A 15,899-nucleotide genomic window follows, 5' to 3' on the forward strand; every position below is an offset into this window, starting at 1 on the left:
ACGGGCGACCGCTCCGCGTTCACTCGTTGACCGGACGAACCTCCTCGACGACCCCGGTCCCGTACGACCTCGACGTCCCGTCCGCGAGGTCGAACATGTACATGCTCCCGACGAACTCGTAATCGACGACCGGGAGCTCCGACGTCAGCCCGCCGTCGTACTCCTCCTCGTTCGCGAGCACCGCGACGTGCGTGTGTTCAGTGGTCACACGTACTGTCGGTGTGTGACACGGATAACTGTTCGACTCATCGCGCGTCCCCTCCGCCGAGGACTCCGGTCGGCATCCGGCACTCGCGTTACTCGCGAGTGACGCCGTCGGTCAGCCAGCACTCGTCGAGCTCACCGCGCCGCCGGCGTGACAGCTCGAACGCGTACGTGACGGTACGGCCGTCGGGCCCGGTCAGCGTGACGCGCTGCGCGGCGCTGTCGGCATCGCGCTCGACCGGTCCCGTCACCGCCTCGACGTGGTCGATCATCGGCGCGTACCGGGGATTGTTCACCATCCGGCGGAAGCGGTCGAACGGCCCGGTCGCCCGCCTGTTCGCCGGCGACGCGAAGTTGTACGCGACTCCGATCCCCGCGTCCTCGAACGGGTCGTCGTTGGTCGCGAGCGCCTCGAGCTGAAGCGCGACCACCTCCTCGGCGTCGTACGTCGGATCCGGTTCCGGAAGTCCCGCGATCGGATACTGCTCGGCCATCTGAACACACGTATCAGGGCCGCAAGCGGTATTAATCGTCCGGCGGGGCCGGACCGGCCGTCGGCCGCCACCGGCGGACGAGTGCCACCGACCTGCTCTCACGACGGACGCATCTCACAGCGTGACGTCGACTCCGGCACCGGCCTCGACGGCCCGCCGATAGACGGTCTCGGCGGCGGGACGGACCTGATCGATGTCGCGTCTCTCTCGCGATCCCGGTTCGAACGCGGCGAGGCGCTCGACGAGGGGAACGTCGCGTGACGCTGCGCGCGAAAGCGAGCGTTTACGTCGGGACGCGCCAACCACGATCCAACATACATGGTAGCTAGCGACACCCGGTCGGTCGACGAGCTCGAACGACGCGTCGAGGCGATCGGCGCGACGGATCCGGCCGAGCGGAGCCCGGACGACCGCGCGCGACTGATCGACGCTCTGGTCGCGCTCGCCGACGCCTACGGAGCGCGCGGCGCGTTCGACGACGAGGCCGAGACGATCGAGCGGTTGGACCGGCTCCGCGGCCGCGAGGAGGCCGACGACGTCGCGGTCCACCTAGCGAACGCCCTCGCCAACGCGACGAGCGTGCGGGACCGCGACGACCTCTACGAGACCGCGATCGATCCTGGCCGCATCGAGGCGTACCGAGACCGGATCGAGGCGCTGTACGATCGCCGCCCCGAACCGGCGATCGCGGCGCCGCTGGCCCGGGCGACCGCCGAGACGATCCACGCGAACGGGAAGGGGAACCGTCGCGATCGGATCGAACCCCTGCTGGACCGCCTCGAAGCGGTGTACGACGCTCACCCCGAGCCCGATGTCGCCGCCGCGCTGCTGCGGGCGTACGCCCACGCGGAACTGTACCTCGGCGGCGAACGCGACGGTGAGGGTGAAGCGGAGACTGACGTCCCGCTGGGAACCGACGACGCGGTCGACGCGACTGACGCCCCTCTCGGACCCTCGGACGGAGGCGACCGCGTCGCCCGCGCGGAGGAGCTGTTCCGCACTCACCCGGACGGAGACGTCGCCGCGGGCCTCGCCGGCGTCCTCGCCGGGCGGACGAACGCCGACGCCAAGCGGACGGACGTGGAGGGGATCGAAGACCGGATCGGCCGGATCGAAGCGCTCGCAGACCGGTACCCGGCCCAGGCGGAGTCGATAACCCGCTGGCTCCCGGTCGCGACGGCGAACGCCGCGCGCGCCGGCTTCGAGGCGGCCGACGTCAGTCGGGTCGAACACTGGGCCGGCGAGACGACCGCGCACCACGAACGGCTCTCGACCCCGTCGAGCGCGACGTGGGCGGCGGTGGCGACGTTCTTTTCCGCGCGGGCCTCGTTCTTCGACGGCGACATCGAGGCGGGCGAGGCGAAGCTCGAACGCCTCGAAGAACTCGAACGGCGGTACGAGAACCCGGTCTTCGCGCACTGGCTCGGCCGAGCGATGTTCGACGCGGCCCGGAGTTACGTCGAGACGGACCGGTCCGAACGCGCCCGCGAGATGGTCGAGGAGCTGTCCGAGTTCGCGGTCGGTCACGAGGACCGCGAGGAGATCGAGGCGGGGCTGGAGGCGCTCCGATCGCACGCGCCGCACCTGTTCGATGAGCCGGACGGCGCGCCCGACGAGGATTCCGACTCGGTCGAGGTGACCGCCGGGTCGGTCGCCACCACTGACACTGCGGACACTCCGGACACTGTCGACGGAACGCGGGGCGAGACGAGCCCGAACGGGGTCGCTCCCGAGACGGGCGAGGCCACCGACACGCCCGAGGCGAGCGGAGGCGCCGCGGTCGACCGGGAGGCCCCGGAGCCCGCCTCGACGGCCACGGACCTAACTGAAGCCTCGTCGACCGACGACGGCTCGACGGACGCGCCGGGCTGCGGGAACTGCGGCGACGACGGCTGCGGAAACTGCGGGACGGACGACGACCTGAAGGAGCCGGCGTCCGGTCCCGTGCTCGCCGCTGCCGGTGCGGCGGTGGTCCTCGTCGGCCTCTCCGTCGCGTACACGCTGTACCGCGCGCAGCGCGCGCTCCGGAACGCGGTCGGATCGCAGTGACGGCGACGTCCCCGCCATCGCCGTCCGGCTGACCGCCGACGCGGGCGCCGACGCGCCGCGGTCGCCGCCGACTCTCGTCGCTCGATGGCATAGACTATCCGTGCGGGACTGCTCGAAATCGTATGTCGATAGCTACTGGCGATTCTGTGACGCTCGAGTACACGGGCCGACTCGACGACGACACGGTCTTTGACACCTCCCGGAAGTCCGTCGCCGAGGAGACGGGCCTCGCCGAGGCGCAGCCCGACAGAGAGTACACGCCGCTCACGGTCGAAATCGGTGCCGAACAGGTCATCGAGGGCATGGAGGAGGGCCTGATCGGCCTCGAAGCGGGGGAGACGGAGACGCTGACGATCCCGCCTGAGAAGGCATACGGCGAACCCAGCGACGAGCACGTTCAGGAGTTCGACACTACGGAGCTCCGAGAGATGCTCGGCGGCGAGACCCCCGAGGAGGGCTCGTTCCTCGAGGCCCAGAACGGGAGCCAGGGTGAGGTCACGCACGTCGACGAAGACGTCGTGCGGGTGGATTTCAACCCCCGCCTCGCCGGCGAAACGCTGACGTTCGACGTCGAGATTATCGAGGTCAACTGAGCTCGAACCGGGCTGCCGCCGACCGCCACGCCCCGACGACCACGTCTTGGGAACGACCCGCACGAGTTATATTCGTCTGGCCGACAGTTCCGTTGTGAACGACGAGCTCTTCGAACGCATTCTCGTCCCGATAGCGGACCCCGAAGACGCCGAGGCGACGGCGCGCGCGCTTCGGCCGCACCTCGACGCGGGGACCACGCTCATCGTGACGCACGTCACGCAGGGAACGGGCGCCGAGACGACAATCGAGACCGGTCGAGACCAGTTCGCCGGAGCGACCTACGAGACGTTCTCGGACATCCTCTACCGCCGCGACCTCGAGTTCGAGTGGGTGACGCTCGCTGCGCGCGAGGTCGCGGAGGCGCTGGTCGACGCGATCGAGATGACCGAGGCGACGCTCGTCACCTTCACGCCGCGCGACATCGACGCGTGGAAGCGGACGCTGGCGGGCGACCCCGGGAGTCGGCTCATTCGGGAGGCGGACGTTCCGGTGATGGTCTTCCCCAATCAGCAACGCTGAGAGCGTCGCTCGCTCGTGGCGTCTTCGTTCGGAGGATTAGAAAGCAGTCGGTCGAGCGATCCGTCCGCGAGCGCGCGCCTACTGCGCCGCCGACCGCGCCTCGTCCCTCGCGCCGACCGACGGGGACCGCACCGCGTCCCACCCGATGAGGCAGGCCTCACAGAGGTAGTACGCGAACCCGTCGACGTCCCGATGCGTGAGCGTGGCGTCGACGCCGCATCTCTCGCAGTTCATGGCCGCCTAGAACCCCATGACGAATATATGTCTTCTGTTCCCGTTCAGATCTGTGATAATTCGTTATGGAACCGACGAAACGGAAGTTGTTTTCAGCGCGCGACTCGATTCGGCCGCCCGCGCGCCCCTCACCGCAGCGCGTCGAGGCCGAACTCGAAGGCGGCGACCGGCACCTCGAGGTCGTGTTCGACGAGCACCGCCGGGTGGAGCTCGCCGATCACGCCGACGCGCTCGCCGTCGATCACGACGTCGGCGGCGCGCCCCTCGATGAATGTTGGGTGTTCGGTCCGCGGGGTCTCCAACTCGGCGTCGAAGTCGTCACAGAGCGCCTGGAGCCGGCCCTTCGCGGCCTCGTAGGAGGCGTCGCGGCGGGCCACCGCGCCGGCGACGTGTCGCGACTCGGTGACGTTCGAGTCCGCCGTGTCGTCGCGCTCCGCGACGAAGCCTACCTCGGCCACGTCCTGCGGGTAGGCGTTGTGGGTGTTCCGCTCCAGCAACATCACGAGCGACGGGAGCGCCCACGTGCGGAGCTGGGTGTACTCCTCGCTGTACGGCTCCGTGATCTGTACCGGCTCGCCGCCGCCGAAGACGCCCGCGCCGTCGACCGCGGCACCGCCGGTCCCCGGCTCCACCCGCATGCGGTCGAAGTTCTCGGTCCCGCTCGTCATGTGGAAGTTGAGGAGGTCCTCGAAGCCGAGTCCGACGAGGCTCGTGCGGACCGCGTCCTCCAGCCGCGAGCGCTCGTGCCGCCCGCCGACGGTGCCGACGTCGGGGTAGCGCGGCTCCAAGTTGTCGAAGCCGTAGGCGCGCCCCACGTCGTCGACGAGGTCGAGCGGGTGGAGGACGTCGACGCGGTACGGTGGGACCTCCACCTCGTAGCGCACGTCCTCGCCGAGGGTGTAGGAGGCGTCGAGCCCCGCGCGCTCGAAGCAGTCGACGACCTCCTCCGGCTCGAAGTCGACGCCGAGCAGCGTCTCGATCCGGTCGTGGGACACCGTCTTCTCGTCGACGTCGAGGTTCGGGCGGACGAGCTCCGCGCCGTACTCGCTTGGGTGCGCCGCGCCGTCGGCGTAGTTCACTTCGATCTCCTCGATCGTCGCGCCCCGGGCCGACAGCGCGTAACAGATGATGTTACACATCCGGTCGATGGTCCACTGGTCGGTGCCGGTGAGCTCGACGAGCAGCTCCCGGGAGCCAGTGGTCACCTCGGTGCGCTTCCCGTTGATCACCGGCGGGAACGAGAACAGGCCGAGCTCGTCGTAGATCGCGGGGTAGCGGTCGAGGTCCGCGACGAGGTCGGCGTACGTCTCGCCCGTGGCGTGCTCGTCTAAGACCTCGGCCGGGCTCAGCTCGTCGTTCGCGTCCAGCGGGACGAACGTGTCGCCCTCGGGATCGACGCCGCGGTACGTGATCGTCGGCTCCGCGCCCTCCTGGAGCGGCGCGCCTTTCACCATCGCGAGGTCGTGGATCCCGATGGCCCCCTTCGCGCGGCCGCGCCCCATCGTCGCGTGGAGCTTCTCTTGGAGCTGGATCAGCGACTCCAGTGCCGCCTCGTCGAGGTCGAGGCCGCGGACCACGGCCCCCGTGACGTACGGGCGCTCGTCGGGCACCGACTCGTCGACCTCGATGGTCCACTCGGAGTCGTTCGTGTTCGGGACGTAGACGCCGCGCGCGTCGCCGTAGTGGTAGCGCAGCGAGCGGGCGACCCCCTCGACGGAGAGCCGGTCGAGCCGGTCGGGCGCGAACTCGAACTGGTACATCCCGTCGTCGGTCTCGCCCTCGAACTCCAAGCCGAGCCCGAACAAGTCCGCCTTCAGCTCCGCGTCGTCCTTCTCCTCGTGGCCGGTGAGCTCGCGGAGCTCCTCCGGGTCGACGTCGACGACGGGCATCAGTAGCTCACCTCCGCGTTCCGCAGGAAGTCGATGTCGGCCAGCGTCCCGTGGAGGTCGCGGATGTCCTCCGCGCCGGTGGTGAGCATCGCGAGCCGCTCCAAGGCGAGCCCCCACGCCATCACGTCGCAGTCGACGCCGAGCGGGCCGGTGACCTCCTCGCGGAAGACCCCGGAGTTACCGATCTCGATCTCCTCGCCCGTCTCCGGGTGCTCGCCGAACAGCTCGAAGGAGGGCTCGGTGTAGGGGTTGTAGTGCGGCTTGAACCGGATGTCCGTGATGCCGAACTGGCGGTAGAACTCCTCGAAGGTGCCCATCAGGTCGCGCACCGAGAGGTCCTCGGCCATCACCCACCCCTCGATCTGGAAGAACTCGAGGAGGTGCGTCGGGTCGAGGGTGTCGTTGCGGTACACCTTCTCGACCGAGAAGTAGCGCTGCGGCGGCTCGAGCTCGGCCCCCGCGACGCCGGAAAGGTACCGCATTGACAGCGACGTGGTGTGACCGCGGAGCGCCACCTCGCGGGCGAAGTCCTGCGACCACGGCGAGTGGTAGCCGTCGCCGTCGACCCCCCAGCCGTCGCGGTGGGCGGCCTCGACGCGGGCCATCAGTTCGTCCGGGATCGACTCCATCCGGTCCACGTCGAGCGCGAACCGGTCCCAGTGGGTCCGGGCCGGGTGGTCTTGCGGCATGAACAGGCAGTCGTTGATCCAGAAGTCGGCGTCGGCGTGGGGCCCCTCCATCTCTTTGAACCCCATGCCGACGAGGACGTCCTTCACGCGGCCGGCCGTCCGCCGGAGGACGTGCTTGCGGCCGCCGCGGGCCGTCTCCGCCTCGGCCTCGACGTTGTACTCGGCGAACTCGGCGTCGCGCCACTCGCCGCTGGCGAGGAGTTCGGGCGTGAGCGCGCCCACCGTCTCGGTCGCCTCCACGCCGGTCATCAGCGCGTCGACGCCCGCGTCGGTGAGCGTCACCGTGCGCGTGACCGACTCCGCGACCGAGATCAGCCCCCGCGAGTCGAGTTGATCGATCACGGATTCGTCGGCGTCGAGCGCGTCCGCGTCGAGGCCTCCCTCGTCACCGTCGGCGTCCGCGAGCGTGGCGAGCGCCGTCGCCTCGGGGTCGGCGTCCGGGTCGGCGTCCGGATCGACCGAGAGATCGCCGCCGTCGACGCGTCCGAACCCCTTCCGCGCGAAGTTCGCGAGCGCGATGTCAACTTCCGGACCGTCCACGTCGGCCTCTCCGATGACCGCGCCCATCGAGACCGGTTCGGCGTCGGCCCCCGCGTCGCGGCCGGCGCGGTAGAGCCGCGTCTCGGGGAGTCCCTCGTCGACGTAGCGCCGCCCCTCCTCGGTGAGCGCGACGGTCTCGTCGCTCACCGACCCGACCTCGACGAGCCCCTCGTCGGCGAGGTCGAAGGCCGCACCGGCGGCCGTCTCCGGCTTCAGGTCCGCCGCCGCGGCTATCTCCGCCACCGTCCGTTCGTCCGTCGCGCTCGCGGCCTCGAGGACCGCGAGCTGTCGTTCCGGGAGTCGCATTCGAGTTGTCTCTACACGCGTGCGGCTGGTTGGTAACGGTTCCGGGACCGGAGCGCCGTCGAGTAATCATTTCTGATAAACTGAACGACCATTTTATGTACTGTTTCGACGTGAACAGCTATCATGAGTAGTGTACCGGCCGAACCGGTCGGCTCTCGGTCGACGGTCGAGACGGCTCGCGTCCCCCACGGCGGCAGCGGTCCCAGTCCCAGCCTCGCGGTCGTTGAGGCCATCGCCGACCTCGCCGGCTGCGACCCAGCGGACCTAGCCGAGGAGGGCGTCGTCCTGTACGATCACGTCGATCCCGACGCGCTGAACGCGCTCGTCGCCGGTCGCCCGGACGCGGACGTCGACGTCTCGCTCACTGTTGCGGGCTACGACGTCCGCGTCGGTCCGGAGTCCGCCGTCGCTCGGCGCCCCCGAGACTGAGGCGCCGAACCGGCCGACCCCTCCTTATCCCTCTTCTGTGCCCCGCTCGCGGAGCCGCGCGATCCGATCGCCGAGCGGCGGCTGGACCTCGAACCACGTCGACCAGTCGCCGGTCTCCGGCTCGACGCCGCGACGCTCCGCGACGCGCTCGAACGCGTCGGCGACGCGGTCGGCGCCGACCGCGTCCGCGGCGCGGTCGTCCGCCGCGTACTGGACCCGTCGACCGGCCCAGAAGGAGACGAGCCCGACGGCGATCAGCGCGGCGAAGCCGGACTGGAAGGGGACGAGCGTCGTGACCACCGCCGCCAGCATCGCCAACACGGCCCCGACGGCGACGGCACGGAACTCGGCGTAGTACGTCGCCACCCGCCCCGCCTCCGCCGCGAGCAGCCCGACCGCGACGTCCTCGTCGAGGTCGGTCAACACGTCTTCCGTGAGGAACAGCACCCGCCGCCCGGGCGGTCCGCGGACCGAGACGTCCGCGGGACCGGTAGCCGCCGCCTCGCCGCTCCCGCTCGTACCTCCCTCACCTGCCTCGTCGACGGACTCGAGCGCGACCCTATCAGCGGCGAGCCCGCCGGGGTCCGCGAGCGCCTCGATCTGTGCGCGCTCCGCCGTCGTCGGCTCCCGGAGGTCGCGGAAGCGGTCGGCCGCGTACAGCGGTCCGACGGCGACCGCGAGCGCGGCGATCACCCCGACGCCGCCGACGAGCGCGAGTCCGATCATCGCTCTCGCCGACGGGACGGTCGGGGTAAAAAGACCCGGTCGCGACGCGGGCCCCGGATCGCCCAGCGGCCTCTCACTCCGGGACGCGCCGCGCGAGCGCTCGGACCGCGACCGCGGCCTCGCAGTCGGGCGCAGCGGTCACGACCGGCCGCTCCGCCGTCACTGATCGGCCGACGCGGGGGTCGGCCGGGACCACCTCGACCGGCGCGCCGAGCGCGTCGCCGATCGGGTCGACCGGCGGCGGGTCGGTCACGCGGTTGACCGCACAGCCGGTCACGCCGGCGTCGAGCTCGCGGGCGAGCTCCCTGGTGCGGATCGCGTCGGCCAGCGCGAACGCCCGCGGCGAGACGACGAGGAGGCAGGCGTCCGCGACCGCCAATGGGACGCCGGCGTCTGCGCGCCGGCCCGCAGGGCAGTCGAGGACGACGGTCCCGAACTCGCGCTCGACCGCGGCGACCGCCGCCGCCAACCGCGTCAGGTCGGCCGCCCGGGCGCCGGCCAGCGTCCGCCCGCACGGAACGATGTCGACCGGGCCGGGGCGGACCGCCTCCGTCGGATCCGCTGCGCCGGCGAGGACGTCGTGGAGGTCGGGGCCGCGGCCGTCGGGCAGGTCCGCCATCCCGAGGTCCGCGTCGACGACGGCGGCGTCCAGCTCGGCCGCGACGTTGTACGCGAGCGTCGTCTTCCCGACCCCGCCCTTCCCCCCGGCCACCGCGAGGATCACGACAGTCCCTCCAGCGCCTCGCTCGGGACCTCGCACTCTTCGGCGCGTTCGGCCAGCGCCGCGGCGCGGTCGCAGACCGCCCGCAGTCGCTCGGCGTCGGCCGCGACGCGCCCGTCGAGCCCCGCGACCGCGTCGAGGCCGCCGCGCTCCTCCACGACCGCCGTCGCCGTCTCGAGGTCGGTGTCGGTCAGCCGCTCCGCCCGCTCGACCCGCGCCTCGACGGCCGCGAACCACGCGTCGACGCCGTCGCCGGTCGCACTCCCCGGTGGTGACTCGGCCGTCGACTCCCCTCGATCTGCCTCGCCGTCGGCACCGTCTTCCGCACGGCCTACCCCCTCTCCACCCGAACCGGAGACCGCCGCGTCGCTTCTCTCCGACGCGGCGCGGTCAGGTCCTCCCCCTCCGTCCACCGCGGCGCGCGGTGGCCGGTGCGACTCGAGGTCTCGTACCGCCGCTCGCACGGGCTCGGTCCCGTCTTCGGCCGTCCCGTGACCGCCGTTCTCGTCCACCGACGCGGGCTCGACGCTCGCGATCTCGACCGGCGGATCGGTCGGGTCCGCGAGCGCGGCGAACCCGAACGCCGCGCGTTCGCCCGAATCGAGCACCGCCGTCACGCCCGTCGCGTCCCATCCCGACTCGGGAACGCCGCCGCGCCGCGGCGGGAACAACGGCCCGTCGAGCCGGCTCTCAATCCGGACGCGCCGCGGGACCGCCCCGTCGTTGCGCACTCGGACTCCGACGAGCGACGCGCCCTCCCCCCGGTCGACGGACCAGTCGAGCTCCATACGCCGCGTCCCGCGGAATCGTACTTAACTGTCGGGGCGGGCTCCGCGTTCGGCTCGACCTTCGTCGGGGTCGCGGTCGCCGGGGCCGAAGGTGTCGTCGGACCCGCTGCGTGCGCCCCGTAGCCTGACCTCAGCCGTCCGGAGCAGGGAGCGCGCGCTCCGGTCCGACGCCTCGGCCGCTCGGGCCGCGTCCCCGCGCAGTTCGACGACCCCGTCGAGCGCGGCGATCCTGACCGCCGCGAGCGACGCCGCGGTCGGGTCCCCGTCGTACGCCGAAGGGTCCGCGCCCGCCGCGCTCGGACGCCCGCCCGGAACGGCCGCGAGGGCGCGCCGGAACTCCGGGTACACGGCTCCGGCGAGCTCCCGACGAGCGGTCTGCCGTCGGTTCCGGAGGCGGTCGCGGAGTTGGAGCCGTCGCCGGCGCTCGTCGCGGGCCCGGGCCGCCTCCGCCCGCGCGCGTTCGAGCGCCTGCTCGGCGGCGATCGCCTCCGTCTGCGCGGCCGACAGCTCCGCGGCCGCCGCCGCTAATTCTTCGAGCGTCTCGTCCGGATCGGCGTCGACTGCGCGGCGCGCCCGGGCGTCGCCGCGGAGCGCCGCGACCCGCTCTTTCAGCTGCTCGGTCTCGCCGGTCGCCTCGGCGACCCGCCGCCGCGCCGCTGTCAGGTCGACCGGCTCGACGTCGATGGCCGCGAGCTCCGCCTCGATCTCCGCGATTTCCTCCGCGACGGACGCCGTTCGCCCCCGCGAGCGCGCGGCGGCGGCGAGCTGTCGCCGGAGCCCAGACCCGGTGGGTAGTCGGCCGAGGACCGCGATCGGGTCCGGCGTCCCCGCCACGTCAGTCGAGCTGTCTCCCTCTGTATCTCCGTTGACCTTCGACGGGGTCGAGGCCGCTTCGGTCACAGCTCGTTCCCCCGCATCGCGTCCAGGTCGGGGTGCTCCGTCCCCGCAGCGAACGCCGCGTACGGCGTCGACTCCGCGTCCCGATCGGCGTAGGCCGCCGCGGCCTCGCGGACCGCCGGATCGAGGGCGACGAACTCGTTGAACGGCTCGGTGCGCTCTACCTGAACGTCCCCGCCGTGTGACTCGCGCAGCCGCAGCGCGAGGAACGCGGCGTACTCCGTCTCGTCGAGCAGCGCCGCCCGCCCGAACCGCCGGGCCACGACCGACTCGTGGCGGCGACACAGGTTCCGGAGGCCGGTTCGGGCGGCCGCCGAATACGTCACGACCAGCAGCACGCCCGCCGGTGGGCGATTTTGAAATATATCCGTTCCGGACCAGAACGTTTCAGCCGGCGTCAGCGTCGCCAGCTCGACGGACGGCTTGCTAACGCCGGAGACGGACGGTTAGAACCGTTCGACGTCGAAATCGGGCGCATTCCCGTCGTCGATGGGGTCGTCGATTCCGCTCGCCGCGAGGGCGCGCTCGCGCGCGGCCGACTCCGACGGGGCGACGACCACGGTACCGTCGACCGGGTCGTCGCCGACCGCGCGGAACACGTCGCCGTCGCCGTCGAACTCGGTGGCGTAGGTCCGCAGCACGGCCGCGACGCGCCGCTCGGTGGCCGCGAGGTCGGCCTCGCCGCCCTCGAACTCGCGGAGCGCGTCCTCGACGTTCCGTATCGCGGAGATGCGGTCCATCTACGTCGTCCGGAGGTGCCCCTGCTTGGGCTCGTACACTTCGCCCTTCGTGCGGAGCTTCTCGATCTCCCCCTCCGCCTTCCCAGGGTCCATCCCGATCTCGCCCGCGCGGTCGAGCACTTCCTCGACCGGCGCGCCCTCCTGGTACTCCTCTTCGATGTCGGCGATGAGTCCCTTGATGTTCTTGATGCGGTCGCGCTGGCTCTTCGACGTGCCCGTCTCGACCACGTCGGCGTCGAACTGGCCCGTCTCCGGGTCGACGCCGATGTCTTTGAGACAGGACTCGACGATGTCCGTCGCGCGGTCTGCGTCCTCGCGCTCGACGGTGTCGGAGAGCCGCACTCGCGCGCTGGCCTCTGAGAGCCGCACCATCGCCTCCAGCTTCCGGGCGGTGACCGGCACGGGCGCGTCCTCGTCGGCCCCCTTCGAGCGCAGGTCGACGTAGAACTCCTCGATCAGCTCTTTCGCCTCCTCGGTCATCGTCGGGAAACAGGATCGTTTCGCGTGGGCGATGTACTTGCGCAGCAGCTCCGCGTCGATCTCCGGCGCGACCTCCTCGGTCACCTCCGCCACCTGCTCCGAGGTGAACTCCGAGCTGGCCAGCTCCTCGCGCTGGGTGTTGAGCTCGCCGGCGTAGTTCGTCTTGATGATGTGCTTCGCCAGCCGGGAGTCGTGCTCCGCGTCCGGGCTGTCCGTCACCGTGAAGATGAGGTCGAACCGCGAGATCAGCGCCGGCTCCAGGTCGATCTGTTCGCCGATCGGCTCGTACTGGTCGAACCGGCCGTACTTCGGGTTCGCGGCGCCGAGCAGCGAACACCGCGCCTTCAGCGTCGCGTTGATCCCCGCCTTCGAGACGGAGATCTTCTGCTGTTCGAGCCCCTCGTGCATCGCGGAGCGGTCCGAGGAGTTGTGGACGACCAGCCCGTTCGCGACGAAGTTGTGCGTCTCCTCGACCGTCAGGTCGTACACCCTCGGTCGCTCCCCGTCCTCGATCCGCGCCAGTATCGACCGCAGCTCCGCTTTCACCGCGTCGACCTCCTCTGCGACGGCCTCGCGCAGGTCCCCGAGCCGGTCCGTTTCGACGGAGTCGGTCAGCCATCGCGACACGGTCGCCTGCGTCACGTCGAGCCGGGACGCCACGTCGGACTGACCGACATCGTACGCCTCGAGCGCCGCCGACAGCTCCCTCCGCGTTCCGCCGACCGGGTCGCGATCTAGCAGTTCGCGCGCCCGCTCTTCGACCGTCTCGACCGGTCCGCCGATAACGTCCGCGAGACGCTGTCGAAGCACCTCGCCGCGGTGTTCCGTCGAGTCCGGCGGAACGGTCTCGACCGACTCCACCCGCCGCCACTTCACGTCACCGCGGACGAACTCGCGGAGGTCGCCGAGGTCGGTCTCCGCGACCTCGGTGAGAATCTCCTGGAGTCGCCCGGTCACCATCCGACGGACCTCGTCGTCTCCGCCCCACTCGCGGGAGATCTGCTGTTGGGACAACGCAGTCCCCTCGGCCAACTCCGACTGCGAGACGTGGTACCGTTCCCGCAGTTCAGCGAGCGTCTCCCACGTCGCCGGCTCGTCGAGTCGACGCCGGTCCTCGGCGGCCGTCTCCAGCCGGTCCTCGAACGCCGCGAGGACCCGGCCGGCGCGGTGGAGCGAGACGTTCGCGTCCTCGCTCTCGAAGTCGTGGTACGTGACCGCGTTGAGACCGCACTCGCGCTGGTGGAGCCGGAGCGAATCGCGAGACCGCGCGAGCGCGTCTCCGACGTCCGGGATCACGTCGAGAACCGTTCGATCACCGTCGGCCGAATCGACGACGCGGTCGAGGGCCTCTGCCTTTCGCGTGGCCGTGAACCCGATGTGGCGTTGGAACGCCGCGAGCGAATCCGCGTCGGTCACCGTGAGGTAGTACACGTCGCGGCCCCCGTCTCGCTCGCGGTGCTGGAGTTGGCTCGACGCGCCGAACTGTAAGAGGAGGGTCCGCGTGCCCCCGAGCAGGTCTCGACTCGCCGACGCTATCCGGACGTTTCCGGCCGACTCGTCGACGTGCCCCTCGCTGTCGGCGAGCGCCCGGACGAACGCGGCCTTCGCCGCGCGGCCTCCGGTCGAGACGGCGGTCGGGAAGCACTTCTCGTCGTATCGACCGAGGTTCATCCCCGCGTCGAGAACTGCGTCGGCGTGATCCTTTCCGGTGACCCGGACCGTCTCGACGCCGTCGTCGCGCCTCTCGCTCGACGGGCGGGTCGGTTCGGCGTTGAACGCCTCGCGCGCCGCCCGCTCGAAGTCGGCCAGCAGCTCCTCGTCCGCGTTCGTGAACCGGACGCCGTAGACGCCTTCGTCGCGGTCGTAGTAGACGTTCCCGTCGCCTGAGAGGTATCCCAGTACGCTCGCCATCGCGGCGTCGACTCCCTCGCCGCCGTCGACGGACTCGTCAGCGGGCGTTTCGATGGTCCCAGTATCGCCCGTCGCCGCCACCGCGCCGCCGCCGTCGGCGGCCTTCGCCGGCAGTTCCCGGGGGACGTACACCCAGTCGCCCTCGTCGAGCGCGGCCGCCTCCCGCTCGACGCGCTCGCTCTCGTCGAGGACGAAGAACGGGTGATCGGCCGTCGCGGTCAGCGACTCGCCGGTCTCCATCGTGACCTCGGTGAGCTCCGACGGCGCGTCGTACTCGTGGACCGTCGAGACCGGGCGCTCGACCAACGAACCGTTCTCGTCCATCGTCCAGACGTCGAGGTCCACGTCGCGGATGTGTCGCCCGTTCGAGATCTCCTCGATCTCGCCGTCTTCCGCGGCCTCCCGCGCCAGTTCGTCGATGCGCTCGACGCGGCCGTCCGCGAGCGAGACCAGCGTGTCGCCCGTGACGCAGTCCATCTTGTCCAGCTCGTCGACCGCGGCGATCCCCTTGTCGGCGAGGACGAGCGCGCCGGCTTCGAGTGACCACTGCTGGCCGTCGCCGAAGTCGTCGCGGACGGCGGCGGCCGTGAGCCCCGCCGCGGACGATCCCTTCCCGGACGTGTAGACGGAGCGCGGCGCGATGTTTTCTACGTATGAAATCATCTGCGACTTCCCCGTCCCGGGGTCGCCGATAAGGAGCATGTGGAGGTCCCCGCGGATCCGTGAGCCGTCGGGGAGGTGTTTGGTGACGCCGGAGAACAGCTGGAGGATCATCGCGAGCTTCTCCTCCTCGTAGCCGTAGATGGCCGGCGCGATGGAACCCACCATCGCCTCGTAGATGTCGTCGCGCTCGGAGAGCTCGATGATGTCGCGTTTGTCCGCCTCGGTGATGTCCATGTCCTCGAACTCCTCGTCCTCGATGGAGATGGAGACGCCGTCCATGTACAGGTCGAAGATGGCGGACTTCTCGTTGCCCTGTTCGACCTGCTCGATGTGGAGGATACCGACGCAGGTCACGTGGTCGCCGGGGCTGACCTCGCCGGTGACGTCGTCGACGATGTCGACGTCGAGTGACTGGGGCGTCTCGCCGCCCCGAAGTCCCTCCGGCGACTCCTGGATGCGGAGCTTCTGGGAGTCGACGAACTCGGACTGGTCGAAGTTGACGCGGAACGGGCCCTGTCGCTCGCAGCCCTGGCACTCGTGGGGCTCTTGGAAGCCGCCGTCGCTTTGCGGGATGTACGTCATCGTGCCGCAGCGCTGGCACTCGAAGGCGGCCTCGGTCACCTTTGGACGGACGTCCGTGGCTTTGCGGACGATGCCTTGGATCGAGACGAGCTTGCCGATGTGGTCGTCGTGGACGCGGATCCCGCGGATATCGACGCTCTCGGGGAGGTCCTCGATGCGGACGTGTGCGCGGCCGAGGCTGACGTCGGCGGGGAGGTCGTAGAGTCGCAGCGCCTCCTCGGCGTACTCGCGCATCTGCTCGGGCTTGTTCAGGAAGTCCTCGGCGAGGTCGCGGTCGAACTGAAAGAGGTCGTCGTAGGAGACGTACAGCGAGCGCTGCTCGTTGGGGTACCGCTGCGCGAGCTGCCCGATCTCCTCCCGGTAGTAGTTGCGATAGAACTGGATGAACCGCTCCGTGAGGTCCTGGGTGCCGGCCTGAGCCATTGCGACACCTCTTCGTCACCA

General features: G+C 70.7%; 17 protein-coding genes. 5 read left to right on the forward strand and 12 right to left on the reverse strand.

What is annotated here, in order from left to right:
* Positions 1-19: 19 nt before the first annotated feature.
* On the reverse strand, positions 20-208 hold the full coding sequence (locus ABNG04_RS00095; RefSeq protein WP_371158957.1) for a hypothetical protein: 189 nt from the start codon (positions 206-208) through the stop codon (positions 20-22).
* Between the two features lie 88 nt (positions 209-296).
* Complete coding sequence (locus ABNG04_RS00100) at positions 297-698, reverse strand: DUF4864 domain-containing protein (RefSeq protein ID WP_371158958.1); 402 nt, start codon at positions 696-698, stop codon at positions 297-299.
* Between the two features lie 81 nt (positions 699-779).
* Between ABNG04_RS00100 and ABNG04_RS00105 the strand changes: the two genes are divergently transcribed.
* The 4 genes from ABNG04_RS00105 (at position 780) to ABNG04_RS00120 (ending at position 3,860) form a co-directional block, all read left to right on the forward strand.
* Complete coding sequence (locus ABNG04_RS00105) at positions 780-959, forward strand: hypothetical protein (protein ID WP_371158960.1); 180 nt, start codon at positions 780-782, stop codon at positions 957-959.
* Positions 960-1,016: 57 nt separating this feature from the next.
* Positions 1,017-2,747, forward strand: a complete 1,731-nt coding sequence (locus ABNG04_RS00110) for a hypothetical protein (protein ID WP_371158962.1) — start codon at positions 1,017-1,019, stop codon at positions 2,745-2,747.
* Positions 2,748-2,869: 122 nt separating this feature from the next.
* A complete protein-coding gene (locus ABNG04_RS00115) occupies positions 2,870-3,340 on the forward strand; it encodes an FKBP-type peptidyl-prolyl cis-trans isomerase (RefSeq protein ID WP_371158964.1) in 471 nt (156 codons plus the stop codon).
* A gap of 94 nt (positions 3,341-3,434) precedes the next feature.
* Positions 3,435-3,860, forward strand: coding sequence for a universal stress protein (locus ABNG04_RS00120; protein ID WP_371158966.1), 426 nt, complete (start codon positions 3,435-3,437; stop codon positions 3,858-3,860).
* A gap of 78 nt (positions 3,861-3,938) precedes the next feature.
* Here ABNG04_RS00120 and ABNG04_RS00125 read toward each other — a convergent pair whose 3' ends face one another.
* From ABNG04_RS00125 to pheS, 3 genes are all read right to left on the reverse strand, one after another.
* Complete coding sequence (locus ABNG04_RS00125; RefSeq protein WP_371158968.1) at positions 3,939-4,094, reverse strand: hypothetical protein; 156 nt, start codon at positions 4,092-4,094, stop codon at positions 3,939-3,941.
* Between the two features lie 128 nt (positions 4,095-4,222).
* Complete coding sequence (gene pheT, locus ABNG04_RS00130) at positions 4,223-5,983, reverse strand: phenylalanine--tRNA ligase subunit beta (protein ID WP_371158970.1); 1,761 nt, start codon at positions 5,981-5,983, stop codon at positions 4,223-4,225.
* The gene (gene pheS / locus ABNG04_RS00135) at positions 5,983-7,518 is read right to left on the reverse strand and encodes a phenylalanine--tRNA ligase subunit alpha (RefSeq protein WP_371158972.1); all 1,536 of its coding nucleotides are present in this window, start codon (positions 7,516-7,518) and stop codon (positions 5,983-5,985) included. The genes pheT and pheS overlap by 1 nt, the downstream gene beginning before the upstream one ends.
* Positions 7,519-7,641: 123 nt before the next feature.
* On the opposite strand from pheS, the gene ABNG04_RS00140 reads away from it, so the two are divergent.
* Complete coding sequence (locus ABNG04_RS00140) at positions 7,642-7,947, forward strand: HalOD1 output domain-containing protein (protein WP_371158974.1); 306 nt, start codon at positions 7,642-7,644, stop codon at positions 7,945-7,947.
* 24 nt (positions 7,948-7,971) lie between these two features.
* Here ABNG04_RS00140 and ABNG04_RS00145 read toward each other — a convergent pair whose 3' ends face one another.
* The 7 genes from ABNG04_RS00145 to ABNG04_RS00175 all read right to left on the reverse strand — a co-directional run bounded on the left by ABNG04_RS00145 (position 7,972) and on the right by ABNG04_RS00175 (position 15,878).
* Positions 7,972-8,673 (reverse strand): M48 family metalloprotease, encoded by a 702-nt coding sequence (locus tag ABNG04_RS00145; RefSeq protein ID WP_371158976.1) that lies wholly within the window; start codon positions 8,671-8,673, stop codon positions 7,972-7,974.
* Between the two features lie 73 nt (positions 8,674-8,746).
* Positions 8,747-9,397, reverse strand: coding sequence for a MinD/ParA family ATP-binding protein (locus ABNG04_RS00150; RefSeq protein WP_371158978.1), 651 nt, complete (start codon positions 9,395-9,397; stop codon positions 8,747-8,749).
* Positions 9,394-10,182 (reverse strand): DUF7857 domain-containing protein, encoded by a 789-nt coding sequence (locus tag ABNG04_RS00155; protein ID WP_371158980.1) that lies wholly within the window; start codon positions 10,180-10,182, stop codon positions 9,394-9,396. Before ABNG04_RS00155 ends, ABNG04_RS00150 begins: the two co-directional genes overlap by 4 nt.
* A gap of 24 nt (positions 10,183-10,206) precedes the next feature.
* Positions 10,207-11,082 carry a DUF7856 family protein gene (locus ABNG04_RS00160; protein ID WP_371158982.1) on the reverse strand — a complete coding sequence of 292 codons (876 nt, stop codon included), beginning with the start codon at positions 11,080-11,082 and terminating at the stop codon, positions 10,207-10,209.
* Positions 11,079-11,417, reverse strand: coding sequence for a DUF7855 family protein (locus ABNG04_RS00165; RefSeq protein ID WP_371158984.1), 339 nt, complete (start codon positions 11,415-11,417; stop codon positions 11,079-11,081). Before ABNG04_RS00165 ends, ABNG04_RS00160 begins: the two co-directional genes overlap by 4 nt.
* Before the next feature lie 108 nt (positions 11,418-11,525).
* Positions 11,526-11,819 (reverse strand): DUF7854 family protein, encoded by a 294-nt coding sequence (locus ABNG04_RS00170; RefSeq protein ID WP_371158986.1) that lies wholly within the window; start codon positions 11,817-11,819, stop codon positions 11,526-11,528.
* Positions 11,820-15,878 carry an LAGLIDADG family homing endonuclease gene (locus tag ABNG04_RS00175; protein WP_371158988.1) on the reverse strand — a complete coding sequence of 1,353 codons (4,059 nt, stop codon included), beginning with the start codon at positions 15,876-15,878 and terminating at the stop codon, positions 11,820-11,822.
* Between the last annotated feature and the right edge of the window lie 21 nt (positions 15,879-15,899).

Source organism: Halorubrum miltondacostae, assembly GCF_041379815.1.
In the GTDB taxonomy this organism is placed as follows: domain Archaea; phylum Halobacteriota; class Halobacteria; order Halobacteriales; family Haloferacaceae; genus Halorubrum; species Halorubrum miltondacostae.